Raw genomic sequence first — 13,808 nt, 5'->3', positions numbered from 1 at the left:
ATGTCAACGGTCAGGTGACCGATCGGTCTCGTATACAGTGAGGGCGTGGACGAGGACGCGGTGTTCAAGGCGCTGGCCGATCCCACCCGGCGGCACCTGCTCGACGCCCTGTTCCTGCGCGACGGCCAGACCCTGACCGAGCTGGAATCCGGGCAGCAGATGACCCGCTTCGGCATCAGCAAGCACCTGCGGCTGCTCGAGGACGCGGGCCTGGTGGTGACCGCGCGCAGCGGTCGCAAGAAGCTGCACTATCTGAACCCGGTGCCGATCCGGCTGATTCACGACCGCTGGATCGACAAGTTCACCGAACAGCGGATCACCGCCCTGGCCGACCTGAAGAAGGACCTGGAATCGTGAGCCTCGACGACGTCCTGTCCCGCGCCCGCCCCGAGCGGACACAGATCCACCGCGTCGTCATCGCCGCCCCCGCCACCCGCATCTGGCAGGCGATCACCGACCCCGAATGGACGGTCCGCTACGGATTCGGCGGCCGCAGCGTCATCGAACCCCGCGTCGGCGGCGACTTCACCGTCTACGCACCGTCGGGCCCCTACTCCCTCGACACCGGCGCGCCCGACGTCCTGATTCGCGGCATCGTCACCGACTACGACCCACCGACCCGGTGGGCGGCCCGCATCCGGTTCTTCGGCAACGAACACCTCGCCACCCAGCCGGAAACCCACCTGCACTACGAGATTCGCGACCGCGGCGACGGCACCTGCGCCCTCACCGTCATCCACGACGTCACCGACGCCCCCCTCATCTCGATCATCGTCTCCGGCGACCTGGAACCCGAAGGCTTCGGCCCCGGTTACCCGTTCATGCTCAGCGACCTGAAATCCCTGCTGGAGACCGGGAATTCACTGCCGGTCAGCCGCCCCACCTATCAGGAGCCAGCCGAACCCGGTCCGTCCTGACGGCTACCGGTCACCGTCTCGATCCGGGCGAAATCCAAGCTCGGGATCGGCAGCGCGGCAGAAGATTTCAGCCGCTCCGCGAATGCCCGCGGCTATTCGAGGTAGCCCTGCAGGGACTGTGAACGCGACGGGTGCCGGAGTTTCGACATCGTCTTGGATTCGATCTGGCGGATGCGTTCGCGGGTGACGCCGTAGACCTTTCCGATGTCGTCGAGGGTTCGGGACTGGCCGTCGCCGAGGCCGTAGCGCAGGCGCATGACGCCGGCTTCGCGCTCGGTGAGGGTTTCCAGGACCGACTGCAACTGCCGCTGCAGCAGCGTGAAGGCCACCGCCTCGACCGCGATGACGGCGCCCGAGTCTTCGATGAAGTCGCCGAGTTGGCTGTCGCCTTCGTCGCCGATCGTCTGATCCAGGGAGATCGGCTCCCGGGCGTACTGCCGGATCTCGACGACCTTCTCCGGGCTGATGTCCAGGACCTCGGCGAGCTCCTCCGGGGTGGCCTCACGACCGAGCTCCTGCAGCAGTTCGCGCTGGACCCGGCCGAGCTTGTTGACGATCTCCACCACGTGCACGGGCAGGCGGATCGTGCGGGCCTGGTCGGCCATGGCGCGCGTGATCGCCTGGCGGATCCACCAGGTGGCGTAGGTGGAGAACTTGAATCCCTTGCTGTAGTCGAACTTCTCGACCGCGCGCACCAGACCCAGGTTGCCCTCCTGGATCAGGTCGAGGAAGGCCATGCCGCGTCCGGTGTAGCGCTTGGCGATCGACACCACCAGTCGCAGATTCGCCTCGAGCAGATGATCTTTGGCCTGGATTCCGTCGCGGACGATCCAGGTCAGATCCCGGCGACGGGCCGTCGTGATGCCCCCGGGCGACTCCGATTCCAGGCGCAGCTTCTCCGCCGCGTAGAGCCCCACCTCGATCCGCACCGCCAGGTCCACCTCCTGGTCCGCGGACAGCAGCGGCACCCGGCCGATCTGCTTCAGATACGCGCGGGTCGAATCGCCACCGGCGGTGAGCTCGGCTTCCTTGCGAGCCCGGCGCAGCGCCGGGGACTCGACGTCCTCTTCGACGTCGGCATCATTGGCCTCGACGTCATTGTTCTCGGCGTCTCCGCCCAGGTCGGCGGGTTCGCTGTCGATCGGTTCACCGGCGGTTGGCGCCACATTCGCCTCATCCTGAGATTCGGGCGGCATCGCGATGCGAAAACACGACCGCAGAGAGGCCTCGAGCAGCCCGGCGATCACCGAAGCTACTGTGCAGCCTACTCGTAAACCGGGCAACGCCCGCGCGGCACGGGCCGACCGGACTGTCCTTTTGGCGCGACCCGCCGTCGAACCCGGTTCTTCGCCCCCGCCAGCACACCGGAGCCCCACTCGTCAATCCGCGTACAGGCTTCGGGGCTTATCACTGCTATCGCACCGATAAGATCGGTCAGATGCCCGAACAACTCGCCTCATCGGCCCTATCATTGCCATGGCAGCGTTAAGCTAGGCAGAATTGCTCCAAAGCTCACTGGCGGCCACTAACACCGCGATAGCGACGATAGGAGGGTGGATGACGCGCCCCAAGCCTCGAAGACGAGCAAGGAGCGAGACCGGTCCCCTTGTGTCATTCGGGGCGTTCCTCGCGCAGCGGCGACAGACCCTCGGGCTCACTCAACTGGATCTCGCCGACCTCGCCGACGTCGGCGTCACCTCGGTGCGCACCTTGGAAGCAGGACAGCTCTCCCCCACCCTCGCCATCACCTTGCGTGTCCTGGACGCTCTCGGATTGACGCTGGCCGCGATGCCGCGCGCGGATGCCGAGAGCTTGGGCAGCGATGTCGCGACCCTGCACACAACGGAAGTCGGCTACCGGTGACCGAACCGAACAGCCTCCCCCGGCTTCGAACCATCGATGATGCCGATGTGTACAAGTCCGGTCGCCTCGCCGGGCACCTGCGCCGCCAACAGGACGACGTCGAATTCAGCTACACCGAAACATATCTCGACGACCCGACAGCACCTGGTGTCGCATTCACCCTGCCGAAGCGAGCCGGGCGTTTCCGAGCGACCGGCGGATCGGTCCCGGCGTTCTTCGCGGGCCTACTGCCCGAGGGCCTGCGCCTGTCCGCCATCACGACAGCCGCGCGCACGAGCGAGGACGATCACCTCACGATCCTGCTCGCCGTCGGTGCCGACACCATCGGCGATGTCCAAATCCTGCCCGCCGGAACACTTCCCAGCGACCCCGCGCCGATGTTCGATGAAACCGCCACTTCAGGAATCGATTTCACGACGCTGTTCTCTCGCGCGACCTCCACCGATATCGCCGACGTGGATCGCACCGCGCTGCCCGGCATCCAGGTCAAGGTTTCCGCGCAGATGATCTCGACACCGGTTTCGTCGAACCGCGGCCCGGCGATCCTCAAGCTCAATCCTCCCGACTACCCCTTGCTGGTCGAGAACGAGAACTTCTTTCTCGACATGGCCGATGCCTGCGGCATCCAGGTTCCCGCCCACCACCTCGCCCGCGATGCCAACGGCCATGCGGCGCTGTTCATCGACCGGTTCGACCGGGTCGCCGAACACGGCCGCACTCGACGCCTCGCACAGGAGGACGCCTGCCAGGTTCTCGGCCGCTACCCGGCAGCCAAATACCGAATCACCTTGCAGGAAGCCATCAAAGCGCTCGCGGAAGCGGTCACCACCGGTCGGGGATCACCGTCGCTCGCCACGTTGCGCATGCTCGAAATCGCCGCGTTCAGCTACCTCATCGGCAACGGTGACCTGCACGGCAAGAATCTCTCCGTCCGGCAGAATCCAGGCGGCATCTGGGAGGTCACCCCGGCCTACGACCTGCTGAGCACACAGCCGTACCTGAGCTGGAACGATCCCATGGCGCTGCCCCTGTACGGACGTGACGGCAAACTGTCCTACCGCTGGTGGGCGGAAGCCGCGATCCGACTCGGAATCACGAAGCGAGCCATCGACCGCAGCCTGACCCGCATCCTCGATGCCTCCGAATCCTGGAGCGACCGAGTCGACACGATCGGGTTCAACGAGAAGACCACCCACCATCTGACCGCACTGATGACGGAACGGCGCAGGGAACTCCGACCCGGGCCGTGAGTTTCCCCCTGTGTCGCAAATAACGCCGACTATTCCCCCTGTCGAAATGTAATCCCGGTCTCTCGAAATGGTGGCTGCTTCGTAGGATTCACCGAACGCGACCCGAGCAGCGGCCCGCACCTCGGTCGAATTACACGAAAGACCCGCTCCCGCGCGGTATTCCGCACCTGCCAAGGCAGCCCTCGGCCGGATCGGACGCTCGCTCACGCCCAGGTCGCAGGGTAGATTCATGGCGAGAACACACGCGGAACCCGGTACGGGAAACACCCGTTCACGCGAGCCGCGCTCGAATGGAGAATCATGAACAACCAAATTCAGTTCGCCGACCGTAATTTCGGATATTTCACCGTCCCGCAGCCGCAGCGCATCAACTACCGGATCGCGACCGCATTCATCGCCGCGATGCTGACCCTCGGCTTCGCCGGGCACCTGCTGCTGCCCGAGGCACAGCACGGAATCAGCGAGCCGACTCCGGCCTCGGTGTCGGTCCTGCGCTGACCGCGGTGCCCGGCGGAAGCCACTTTCTCACGTCGTCGCGGAAGTCAGCAGCGCCTGCCTCGTCATCGCTGTAGTAGTTCACGATCCGGACGGAGGAAATCGCAAGTGCACCAAGACCTTCCGAGACATCGATCCAACCGGGTTGACGATCGCCGACACACTGCACTCCGGGTCCCCCGTGGCGATTCACTCTGAACCGAGTCGCTCACGACGAACGGACCGTGAGCCACTTCAGTCCTGCCAGTTGAACAGCAGACTGCGCACCGGCATCGGTTTACGTTCGCCGAAATCGTAGACGGACAGGTTGTCGACGATGATGTTCCCGAGGGCGTTGTCGATGTGGCGGAATTCGCGCAGGGCCTCGCGTATCTCGTCCACGTCCGCGCTCCCGTGGGTCCGGAAGAACCGGCCGAGAGTGCTCACCAGGACGGTGCCTGCCGCAGTCTCGATGGCGTAGTAGGTTCCTTCCCCCTGCCGGTACTCCTCAGCGGCTGAGATCGGTTGTTGCGGATCCAATCCGGCGTCCCCGAGCGCCGCGACCGCACGAGCGATCAGGTCCGATTCCTCGAGGTCGTCGAGCGGCGGCAGCAGGGCAGCCTCGAGCAGCCAGCGTGGATCGGTGTCGCGGGTTCCCGGGGCATACCGGCGCACGATCGCGGTGCGCACGTCGGCCGGTACACCGGGGAGCTCGACGAGGGGCGAGCCGAGCGCTTCCCAGAGGGGACGAATCTCGACGGGATGGTGCCGTGCGAGCACGGCGAGTGCCCATAGTTGCGCCGGTCCTGGCGTTTCCGCCGCCACCATGAGCGATTCGAGTCGGGCGGCGGGTCCGCGCGCGACGATGAGCCGGTCATAGGCGGCACGAGCGACGGCCACTGACGGATCACCCAGTGCGGGCAGGATATTCGCGCCGGTCTCGTACGAAAGCCCCACTCCGACAAGACGTGCCGCTTCGGTCGCTCCGGATGCCATCAGGGCCGACAAGGATTCCACACCGAATGTCCGGGACACGCCATGGATAGTGAGTAGCGCGCGCAGAGCCTCGACTGCCGGCATGTTCCGATGCGGCCACACGTCCGCCGCCTGCTCGACCAGGAGATCCACGGCACCGAGATCACCGAGCCGCCCGCGGGCGACCACGACGGCCTCGTTCAGGCCGTACCGGCGGCCTTCGTCGAGCGCCTGACCGCGCAGCCACTCCAGCAGCATCCCCCGATGCGGTCCTGGTGCCGCGACCAGGATTTCGAGTACCGCTTGCCGGACCTCGGACTCCTGTTCGCCGGAACGTACGACATCGAGAAGTTCCAGCGTTCGCTGTGCGGGGACTCGACCGTGCAGAGTCCGGGCGGAGTAACGGCGATGGTGCCAGGCGTTGGTTTTCTCGAGCAGGAACTCGATCAGATCATCGACGGGGACACCGGCCAGCCGCCGCGCGACTTCGAGGCCGGAAACCCGGTCCGCCGTGGATCCGAACAGATCGGAGTCCAGCGCGCTCAGCCTTCGGCGGCGAGTTGGCCGCAGGCGGCGGCGATTTCCTGGCCGCGGGTGTCGCGGACGGTGCAGGTGACGCCCTGGGCTTGGACGCGGCGGACGAATTCGTCCTGGGCGGGCTTGGGGCTGGCGTCCCATTTGCTGCCGGGGGTGGGGTTGAGGGGGATCAGGTTGACGTGGACCAGGGGGCCGAGGGCCTTGTGGAGTTTCTTGCCGAGTAGGTCGGCGCGCCAGGGCTGGTCGTTGATGTCGCGGATCAGGGCGTACTCGATGGAGACGCGGCGGCCGGACTTGTCGGCGTAATAGCGTGCGGCGTCGAGGACTTCGGCGACCGGCCAGCGATTGTTGACCGGTACCAGGGTGTCTCGGAGTTCGTCGTCCGGAGTGTGCAGGGAGACAGCGAGTCTCACCGTCATGTCCTCGTCGGCGAGCTTGCGGATGGCGGGGGCCAGGCCGACGGTGGAGACCGTCACCGAGCGCTGCGAGATGCCGAAACCCTCCGGCGACGGAGAAGTGATGCGGCGCACCGCGTTCACCACCCGCTTGTAGTTCGCCAGCGGCTCACCCATGCCCATGAAGACGATGTTGGACAGGCGGCCGGGGCCACCGGCGACCTCGCCGTCGCGCAGGGCGGCAGCGGCGGCGCGCACCTGGTCGACGATCTCGGCGGTGGACAGGTTGCGGTTGAGCCCGCCCTGACCGGTGGCACAGAACGGGCAGGCCATACCGCAACCGGCCTGGCTCGAGATGCACAGGGTGTTGCGGTCGGGGTAGCGCATGAGCACCGACTCGAGCAGGGTGCCGTCATTGGCGCGCCACAGGGACTTTCGCGTCGTCCCGTCATCGCATTCGATGTGCCGGATCTCGGTGAGCAGCGTCGGGAACAGCGCCTCGGCGACCTTGGCGCGCATGCCCTCGGGCAGATCGGTCATCTGCGCGGGGTCGGCGACCAGGCGGCCGTAGTACTGGCGGGCGATCTGGTCGGCCCGGAACTTCGGCAGGCCGAGTTCCTCGACCACCTGCTTGCGCTCCTGCGAATCGAGGTCGGCGAGATGCCGCGGCGGCATGCCACGACGGGGGGCGTCGAAAACGAGGGGCAAGGGGGTAGTCATAACCCTTCCAGTGTTCCATCCGGAACCGTCGCTCGGGCCCGCGGGGTGCGATGCGCTCGTCACATTCGCCAGCAAATCGCAGACGGAAGCGACATATAGCAGATAAGAGGCGATATGCGAGCCACGGCCATAGCCATCGGCAATGATTCAGCTATGACAACCGCCGTACCAGCCCCCGGGGCGGAACCGACCCCCGGCAAGGACAACACCAAAACCAAGGGCCAAGGCGTGCTCAAGACCCGCGCCGGTTATGCGTGGGTCGGCCTGGTCATCGCCGCCGTGCTCGGCATCATGGTGCTGATCTTCATCCTGCAGAACCTCGAGCAGGTCAGCATGAACGTCTTCACCTGGCAGTGGAACCTGCCCAAGGGGATTCTCGTGCTGCTGTCGGTGATCGCGGGCGCACTGTTCACCGCGCTCATCGGCGGCTACCGCATCCTGCAGCTGCGCCGGGTCGCCAAGAAAGCCAAGTAGCCGGGGGGTTCGGGGGCGCACGGCCCCCGACACTCCCCCGGCTCAGAGCAGCGCGGTCAGCACCAGCCAGGCCACGAAGGCCGACGGCAGCATCGAGTCGAGGCGGTCCATGATGCCGCCGTGACCGGGCAGCAGCGTGCCCATGTCCTTGATGCCCAACTCCCGCTTGATCTGCGACTCGATCAGATCACCGCTGGTGGCCACCAGCACCAGACCCGCACCCAGCAGCACGCCGATCATCGAATTCGCCTGCAGCAGCAGGGTCACCGTGAGCAGCCCGCCGATCACGGTGAACACCAGTGAACCGCCGAAGCCCTCCCAGGACTTCTTCGGGCTGATGTGCGGCACCATCGGATGCTTGCCGAACAACACCCCCGCCACATAGCCGCCGACATCCGAGCAGACCACCAGGATCATGAAGGTCAGCACCCGCAGATTGCCGTCGTTCTCCGACAGCATCAGCACCGCGAACGACGCCAGCAGCGGGATCCAGGCCATGGTGAAGATCGCGATCGCGGTGTCGCGCAGGTAGTTTCGCGGCGTCGCGCGCAGGCCGTGATCGAACAGCCGCCACACCATCAGGGTCAGCGCCGTCGCACCGAACGCGCCCAGCACGCCGGAGGTGCCCACCGGCCAGGCCAGCCAGATGATCGCCTGCCCGCCCACCAGCAGCGGGATCCGCGGCACCTTCACATCGGCCTCACGCAGCCGCTTGGTCACCTCCCAGGTGGCCACCGCGACCGCCACCGCGATCACGCCGACCAGCACCTTGGGCGCCCACAGCAGGATCGCGATCAGCGACAGACCCAGCCCGAGCCCGACGGCCAGCGCCGCCGGAAGATTGCGGCCCGCCTTGGAGGCGGGCGCCTTCGGCTGCGCGGCAGCGGGCGCGACCGAATTCGTCACCGCCGCTACCGAACCGGCGTCCCCCGGTGTCGCGGCACCGGTGGTGCCGGTGTCGGCACCGATCGCGGCAGTGTCGGCACTGCCGGTGGTGGCGATTTCTTCGGCCACGATTGTCCCGTCGCTCACTTGTCGTCCGTTCGTCCCTACCCCCGGCCGGCGCCGCAGGCCGTCTAGACCTCGAGCAGTTCGGCTTCCTTGTGCTTCACCAGCTCGTCGACCTGTGCCACGTACTTCGCCGTGGTCTTGTCGAGTTCCTTCTCGGCGCGACCGACCTCGTCCTCGCCCGCCTCGCCGTCCTTCTGGATGCGGTTGAGCTCGTCCATGGACTTGCGGCGGACATTGCGAATGGAGATCTTCGCGTCCTCGCCCTTGGACTTGGCGACCTTCACCAGCTCCCGGCGACGCTCCTCGGTGAGCTGCGGGATGGAGATCCGAATGATGTCACCGTTGTTGGTGGGGTTCACCCCGAGATCCGAATTGCGGATCGCGGTCTCGATCGGCTGCATCTGCGCCTGCTCGTAAGGCTTGATCACGACCATGCGCGGCTCGGGCACCGAGATCGAGGAGATCTGGGTGATCGGGGTCATCGAGCCGTAGTACTCCACCACGATCCGCGCGAACATGCCCGGATTGGCCCGACCGGTCCGAATAGAAGCCAGATCGTCCTTCACGACCGAAACGGCCTTCTCGAACTTTTCCTCGGCATCGAAGAGCGCTTCATCAATCACGGCGTTGCCTCCACTGCGTCATGGTTCTTGTCGTCGGTCACGACCGGACCAGGGTGCCGATCTTCTCACCGGCGACTGCACGGGCGATATTTCCCTTGGTCAACAGATTGAACACCAGCATCGGCATCTGGTTGTCCATACACAGGCTGAAGGCGGTGGCATCGGCGACCTTGAGGCCGCGCTCCAGCACCTCCTTGTGGGTGACCTCGGTGTACATGGTGGCGTCCGGGTCCTCGCGGGGGTCCGCGGTGAAGACGCCGTCGACGGCCTTGGCCATCAGGACTACCTCGGCACCGATCTCCAGGGCGCGCTGCGCCGCGGTGGTGTCGGTGGAGAAGTAGGGCATGCCCATCCCCGCGCCGAAGATGACGACGCGGCCCTTCTCCAGATGCCGCTTGGCACGCAGCGGCAGATACGGTTCGGCGACCTGCCCCATGGTGATGGCGGTCTGCACCCGGGTGTCGATGCCCTGCTTCTGCAGGAAGTCCTGCAGCGCAAGGGAATTCATCACGGTGCCGAGCATGCCCATGTAGTCGGAGCGGGCGCGTTCCATACCGCGCTCCTCGAGTTCGGCGCCGCGGAAGAAGTTCCCACCGCCGATCACGACGGCCACCTGGACACCGTCCTCGACGACCTCGGCGATCTGTTCGGCGACCGTCTGCACCACATCGGGATCGAGACCCACCCGGCCACCGCCGAACATCTCGCCACCCAGCTTGAGGAGTACTCGGCGATAGCCCTTGCGGTCGGGGGCGGTATCCGGGTCCGTCATCGGTCTCCTTGTCTCGGCAGGCGAGCGCGCACAGGCACATGAAAAGACCATCCCGGCCAAGCAATTGCACGGGACGGCGTCAAAGCTCCGTCCATCCTGCCTCACGCACGGTCACGACGGTGACCCGACCCTCGATACGGCCTACCTATTCGTGACTTTTCGGGCACCGAGTCCACGGTTCCGCGATACGGATTTCCCGCCGCCAGCACCCTGATGATCCGATCGGCGGCCTCCGGCGTGGCGGGGACCTGCACCACCATCAGCAAACCGAGCCACCGGATATTCCGACCACCAGCGGTCGAATTCCGGACTCTCGGCGGTCAATCCGGCCACCAATTCGGTCAGGCGCGGATCCCCCGGGCGCCGACCCATGGCATCCCGCAACTGACCCAGCACCGCCCGCGCGGCCGATTCCCACTGCGGCATGCGCATCCGATCATCGGAGCAACCGGACGGCAAGGCAGCGCGACCGCCGCCGCCCTCCTCGAAAAAGGCCGGGCGGTGCGAGCTTTCGTGCGCGATCCGAACTCGCCCGCGGCGCTGCGCCTGCGGGAGGCCGGGGCACAACTCGCCGTCGGCGACCTCGACGACGAGGACTCGCTGCCCGCCGCCTTCGACGGGGCCCACGGCGTGTTCCTCATGCTGACCATGATGGAGGGCGTCCACATCACCAGGGACGCCATCGCGGCCGAGGAACGCCGCGCGATATGTCGATGCCACTCATCGCCATTCACGACATCGGGCGCTTCGCCGCCCTCGCCTTCGAGCAGCCCGCGCAGTTCCTGGGCCGCTCCCCGGTGCTGGCGGGAGACACTCCGACGCCCACCGAGATCGCCGAAACCCTCGCTCGCAGAGCCGGACTCACCCCGCGCACCATGCAGGGCCTGGTGGAGCAGATCCGGGCCTTCGACGAGCAGGTGGGAAAGATGTTCGCCTTCTTCAACTCCCGGCCCGCCCCGGCCATCGACGTCGCCGCCCTGCGCGCCGAACTTCCCGGCCTGCTCGACCTCGACGACTGGGCCGCGGCGACCGGGTGGCAACTCTGAAGAGCCCCGCAGCCCGCCGAAACTCCCCAACGAGAAAGCCCCCGGTATCGGAATCCGATACCGGGGGCTTTGTTCGCTTGCGCGACAGGCGATTACGCCTGGCCGACCTCGAAGCGGGCGAAGCGGGTGATGGTGACACCGGCCTCGTCCAGCTGCGCCTTGACGGTCTTCTTGGAATCGGTAACCGACGCCTGCTCCAGCAGGACGACGTCCTTGTAGAAGCCGTTGACGCGACCCTCGGTGATCTTCGCGAGCGCGGCCTCGGGCTTGCCCTCTTCGCGGGCCGTGGCCTCGGCGATGGAGCGCTCCTTCTCGACCAGGTCGGCCGGAACGTCCTCGCGGGTCAGGTACTTGGCCTTGAGGGCCGCGACCTGCATGCCGGCGGCGCGAGCGGCGTCGACATCGGAGCCGACGAACTCGACCAGCACACCCACGGCGGGGGGCAGGTCGGTGGCGCGCTTGTGCAGGTAGACGGCGGTGTTGCCGTCGAAGGACGCGACGCGACGCAGCTCGAGCTTCTCGCCGATCTTGGCGGCCAGCTCCTGCAGCGCCTGGTCGGCGGTCTTGCCGTTGTCGAGCGCGACGGCCTTGAGGCCATCCAGGTCGGCCGGGCGCGCCTTGGCGGCGGCCGCGACGATGCTGGCGGCCAGCTCCTGGAACTCGGCGTTCTTGGCGACGAAGTCGGTCTCGGAGTTGATCTCGATGAGCACGCCGTCCTGCGCGGCGACCAGGCCCTCGGCAGTGGAGCGCTCAGCGCGCTTGCCGACATCCTTGGCGCCCTTGATGCGCAGGAACTCGACGGCCTTCTCGAAGTCGCCGTCGTTCTCCTCGAGCGCCTTCTTGCAGTCCATCATGCCGGAGCCGGTGAGCTCGCGGAGCCGCTTCACATCGGCGGCGGTGTAGTTCGCCATCTCGGGCGAGCCTCCCTTTGTGAGTGAAAGTCTGTGGGGGTCACACCTTGCCGACCGTCATCGAACGACAACGATCGGCAAGGTGAACAAACGCCTCTCGGCGGGAAAATCAGAAGTCGGCCGGGGTCTTGGTGGCCGGGTCTTCCTTCAGCTCCGCCTCGGCAGCGGTCTCCACGGGGGCCTCGGCCGGAGCCTCAGCAGCAGCCTCGGCCGGAGCCTCGGCGGCCGGGGTGGCCGACGAGAGCAGTTCCTGCTCCCACTCGGCGAGGGGCTCGCCCGCGCCGGCTTCCGGCTTGGAGTCGCCACCGGCGCGCGAGGCACGAGCCTGCACACCCTCGGCGACGGCGGAGGCGACGACCTTGGTCAGCAGCGCGGCCGAACGGATCGCGTCGTCGTTACCCGGGATCGGGTAGTCGACCAGGTCGGGATCGCAGTTGGTGTCCAGGATCGCGATGACCGGGATGTTCAGCTTGCGAGCCTCACCGACGGCGATGTGCTCCTTGTTGGTGTCGACAACCCAGATGGCCGAGGGAACCTTGGCCATGTCCCGGATGCCGCCCAGGGTGCGCTCGAGCTTGTTCTTCTCACGCGTCAGCATGAGGATTTCCTTCTTGGTGCGACCTTCGAAACCGCCGGTCTGCTCCATCGACTCGAGTTCCTTCAGGCGCTGCAGGCGCTTGTGGACGGTCGAGAAGTTGGTGAGCATGCCGCCCAGCCAGCGCTGGTTCACGTAGGGCATGCCGACGCGGGTGGCCTCGGAAGCGATCGACTCCTGAGCCTGCTTCTTGGTGCCGACGAAGAGGACGGTGCCGCCGTGGGCAACGGTCTCCTTGACGAACTCGTAGGCCTTGTCGATGTAGGTCAGCGTCTGCTGCAGATCGATGATGTAGATGCCGTTGCGGTCGGTGAAGATGAAACGCTTCATCTTCGGGTTCCACCGACGGGTCTGATGACCGAAGTGCGCGCCGCTGTCAAGCAGCTGCTTCATTGTTACGACAGCCATGGCTCCGTAACTCCTTCTATCGATTCTGGTTGACACAGGAATCGGCGATCCCTGCCCTGGCGCCCACGGCCACCGGAACCTCCGAGCGATGATGCTTGGGGACCAGCCGGCAACCCTCGATGTGGGCGCGCGAAGTCGGTCGGCGATAAACGCAAACCGCTGGCCCAGTCTACGCAGCCGGGCCCCCAGACCGAAATCGGGTCCGGGAACGCAGGAAAAGCGCAGGCCGAAGCCACGTTCGACACCCTACGGTAGGGAAATGCTCACCACCGCGCGGATGCTGCTCACCCCACTGTGCGCTGATGACCGCAGCCGATTGCTGGCATTGTGGCGCACGCCCGCGGTCCGCGAATTTCTCTTCGACGGGCAAACACTGTCGGAAACTCAGGTCGCCGAGATCATCACCGGGTCCGAAGAAGATTTCGCGACCGCGCAATTCGGAATGTGGGCACTGCGTGACGCCACCGATCCCGAATCCCTGTTCGGCACAGCCGGATTACGACGGCTCGACGACGGGCCCGAACTGGAAGTCGTCTACAGCCTCGCGCCGCAGCACTGGGGGCGGGGGCTGGCGTCGGAGGCCGCGCAGGCAGTGGTGGCCTATGCCTTCGGCACACTGCACGCGGATCGGGTCCTGGCGGAGGTGGACGAGGGGAATTTCGCGTCCGCGGCGGTTGCCCGGCGGCTCGGTATGCGGCCGATCGGTACCGTGCCGGGCGTGCTCGGGCCGATGCACCACTATGCGATCGACAATCCAGGGTGTTCACCCTTCGAGTGACGTTCGCGTTGTTCACAATCGGTCGCGTTATCCACACTCGCCGGTCACGCGGGTCCGGG

The 13,808-nt window shown here is 66.3% G+C and carries 17 protein-coding genes and 1 pseudogene; 9 read left to right on the top strand and 9 right to left on the bottom strand.

The features are described from left to right. Positions 1 to 45 precede the first annotated feature (45 nt). Entirely contained in the window at positions 46 to 357 is a 312-nt protein-coding gene (locus OG300_RS02570; protein WP_405491710.1) for an ArsR/SmtB family transcription factor, read from the top strand. Beyond that, positions 354 to 917 (top strand): SRPBCC domain-containing protein, encoded by a 564-nt coding sequence (locus OG300_RS02565; RefSeq protein ID WP_405491708.1) that lies wholly within the window; start codon positions 354 to 356, stop codon positions 915 to 917. The genes OG300_RS02570 and OG300_RS02565 overlap by 4 nt, the downstream gene beginning before the upstream one ends. A 92-nt stretch (positions 918 to 1,009) precedes the next feature. On the opposite strand, the gene OG300_RS02560 is transcribed toward OG300_RS02565, so the two are convergent. Next, complete coding sequence (locus OG300_RS02560) at positions 1,010 to 2,293, bottom strand: RNA polymerase sigma factor (protein ID WP_405491706.1); 1,284 nt, start codon at positions 2,291 to 2,293, stop codon at positions 1,010 to 1,012. Positions 2,294 to 2,525: 232 nt separating this feature from the next. Between OG300_RS02560 and OG300_RS02555 the strand changes: the two genes are divergently transcribed. The 3 genes from OG300_RS02555 (at position 2,526) to OG300_RS02545 (ending at position 4,528) form a co-directional block, all read left to right on the top strand. Beyond that, positions 2,526 to 2,780: a helix-turn-helix domain-containing protein gene (locus OG300_RS02555; protein WP_405491704.1), complete on the top strand. Its 255-nt coding sequence runs from the start codon at positions 2,526 to 2,528 to the stop codon at positions 2,778 to 2,780. Next, positions 2,777 to 4,030, top strand: a complete 1,254-nt coding sequence (locus OG300_RS02550; protein ID WP_405491702.1) for a type II toxin-antitoxin system HipA family toxin — start codon at positions 2,777 to 2,779, stop codon at positions 4,028 to 4,030. The genes OG300_RS02555 and OG300_RS02550 overlap by 4 nt, the downstream gene beginning before the upstream one ends. 300 nt (positions 4,031 to 4,330) lie before the next feature. Further along, positions 4,331 to 4,528, top strand: a complete 198-nt coding sequence (locus tag OG300_RS02545) for a hypothetical protein (protein WP_405491700.1) — start codon at positions 4,331 to 4,333, stop codon at positions 4,526 to 4,528. A 231-nt stretch (positions 4,529 to 4,759) separates the two neighbouring features. Here OG300_RS02545 and OG300_RS02540 read toward each other — a convergent pair whose 3' ends face one another. Further along, positions 4,760 to 5,737, bottom strand: coding sequence for a hypothetical protein (locus OG300_RS02540; RefSeq protein WP_405491698.1), 978 nt, complete (start codon positions 5,735 to 5,737; stop codon positions 4,760 to 4,762). Between the two features lie 284 nt (positions 5,738 to 6,021). After that, entirely contained in the window at positions 6,022 to 7,131 is a 1,110-nt protein-coding gene (rlmN, locus tag OG300_RS02535; RefSeq protein ID WP_405491696.1) for a 23S rRNA (adenine(2503)-C(2))-methyltransferase RlmN, read from the bottom strand. A gap of 153 nt (positions 7,132 to 7,284) precedes the next feature. Between rlmN and OG300_RS02530 the strand changes: the two genes are divergently transcribed. Further along, positions 7,285 to 7,605 (top strand): lipopolysaccharide assembly LapA domain-containing protein, encoded by a 321-nt coding sequence (locus OG300_RS02530; RefSeq protein WP_405491694.1) that lies wholly within the window; start codon positions 7,285 to 7,287, stop codon positions 7,603 to 7,605. Between the two features lie 42 nt (positions 7,606 to 7,647). Here the strand turns inward: OG300_RS02530 and OG300_RS02525 are convergent, their stop codons facing one another. The 4 genes from OG300_RS02525 to OG300_RS02510 all read right to left on the bottom strand — a co-directional run bounded on the left by OG300_RS02525 (position 7,648) and on the right by OG300_RS02510 (position 10,437). Beyond that, positions 7,648 to 8,511, bottom strand: a complete 864-nt coding sequence (locus OG300_RS02525) for a phosphatidate cytidylyltransferase (RefSeq protein WP_405498446.1) — start codon at positions 8,509 to 8,511, stop codon at positions 7,648 to 7,650. A 170-nt stretch (positions 8,512 to 8,681) separates the two neighbouring features. After that, positions 8,682 to 9,239, bottom strand: coding sequence for a ribosome recycling factor (gene frr, locus OG300_RS02520; protein ID WP_405491692.1), 558 nt, complete (start codon positions 9,237 to 9,239; stop codon positions 8,682 to 8,684). A 37-nt stretch (positions 9,240 to 9,276) separates the two neighbouring features. Then, positions 9,277 to 10,011 (bottom strand): UMP kinase, encoded by a 735-nt coding sequence (gene pyrH / locus OG300_RS02515; protein WP_405491690.1) that lies wholly within the window; start codon positions 10,009 to 10,011, stop codon positions 9,277 to 9,279. A gap of 141 nt (positions 10,012 to 10,152) precedes the next feature. Further along, positions 10,153 to 10,437, bottom strand: coding sequence for a hypothetical protein (locus tag OG300_RS02510; RefSeq protein WP_405498445.1), 285 nt, complete (start codon positions 10,435 to 10,437; stop codon positions 10,153 to 10,155). Here OG300_RS02510 and OG300_RS02505 point away from each other — a divergent pair. Further along, positions 10,363 to 10,641: pseudogene (locus OG300_RS02505) on the top strand (NmrA family NAD(P)-binding protein); the annotation flags it as partial. The gene OG300_RS02510 and the pseudogene OG300_RS02505 overlap by 75 nt on opposite strands. Before the next feature lie 77 nt (positions 10,642 to 10,718). Further along, positions 10,719 to 11,057: a hypothetical protein gene (locus OG300_RS02500; RefSeq protein WP_405491688.1), complete on the top strand. Its 339-nt coding sequence runs from the start codon at positions 10,719 to 10,721 to the stop codon at positions 11,055 to 11,057. A 92-nt stretch (positions 11,058 to 11,149) separates the two neighbouring features. Here OG300_RS02500 and tsf read toward each other — a convergent pair whose 3' ends face one another. Next, on the bottom strand, positions 11,150 to 11,968 hold the full coding sequence (gene tsf / locus OG300_RS02495) for a translation elongation factor Ts (protein WP_405491686.1): 819 nt from the start codon (positions 11,966 to 11,968) through the stop codon (positions 11,150 to 11,152). A gap of 109 nt (positions 11,969 to 12,077) precedes the next feature. Next, positions 12,078 to 12,971 (bottom strand): 30S ribosomal protein S2, encoded by an 894-nt coding sequence (gene rpsB / locus OG300_RS02490; protein WP_405491684.1) that lies wholly within the window; start codon positions 12,969 to 12,971, stop codon positions 12,078 to 12,080. A gap of 259 nt (positions 12,972 to 13,230) precedes the next feature. Here rpsB and OG300_RS02485 point away from each other — a divergent pair, with 259 nt between their 5' ends. Continuing rightward, the gene (locus OG300_RS02485) at positions 13,231 to 13,749 is read left to right on the top strand and encodes a GNAT family N-acetyltransferase (protein ID WP_405491682.1); all 519 of its coding nucleotides are present in this window, start codon (positions 13,231 to 13,233) and stop codon (positions 13,747 to 13,749) included. Positions 13,750 to 13,808 lie beyond the last annotated feature (59 nt).

It is taken from the genome of Nocardia sp. NBC_00511 (assembly GCF_045161165.1).
Classification (GTDB): Bacteria; Actinomycetota; Actinomycetes; order Mycobacteriales; family Mycobacteriaceae; genus Nocardia.
This window is presented reverse-complemented; position numbering and strand designations above follow the sequence as displayed.

What these genes read in the sequence shown, in the direction of transcription:
- tsf (WP_405491686.1), bottom strand. Translation starts at nt 11,968, where the DNA reads ATGGCGAACTACACCGCCGCCGATGTGAAGCGGCTCCGCGAGCTCACC.
- pyrH (WP_405491690.1), bottom strand. Translation starts at nt 10,011, where the DNA reads ATGACGGACCCGGATACCGCCCCCGACCGCAAGGGCTATCGCCGAGTA.
- OG300_RS02510 (WP_405498445.1), bottom strand. Translation starts at nt 10,437, where the DNA reads ATGCCGCAGTGGGAATCGGCCGCGCGGGCGGTGCTGGGTCAGTTGCGG.
- OG300_RS02540 (WP_405491698.1), bottom strand. Translation starts at nt 5,737, where the DNA reads ATGCTGCTGGAGTGGCTGCGCGGTCAGGCGCTCGACGAAGGCCGCCGG.
- rlmN (WP_405491696.1), bottom strand. Translation starts at nt 7,131, where the DNA reads ATGACTACCCCCTTGCCCCTCGTTTTCGACGCCCCCCGTCGTGGCATG.
- OG300_RS02500 (WP_405491688.1), top strand. Translation starts at nt 10,719, where the DNA reads ATGTCGATGCCACTCATCGCCATTCACGACATCGGGCGCTTCGCCGCC.
- rpsB (WP_405491684.1), bottom strand. Translation starts at nt 12,971, where the DNA reads ATGGCTGTCGTAACAATGAAGCAGCTGCTTGACAGCGGCGCGCACTTC.
- OG300_RS02530 (WP_405491694.1), top strand. Translation starts at nt 7,285, where the DNA reads ATGACAACCGCCGTACCAGCCCCCGGGGCGGAACCGACCCCCGGCAAG.
- OG300_RS02485 (WP_405491682.1), top strand. Translation starts at nt 13,231, where the DNA reads ATGCTCACCACCGCGCGGATGCTGCTCACCCCACTGTGCGCTGATGAC.
- OG300_RS02545 (WP_405491700.1), top strand. Translation starts at nt 4,331, where the DNA reads ATGAACAACCAAATTCAGTTCGCCGACCGTAATTTCGGATATTTCACC.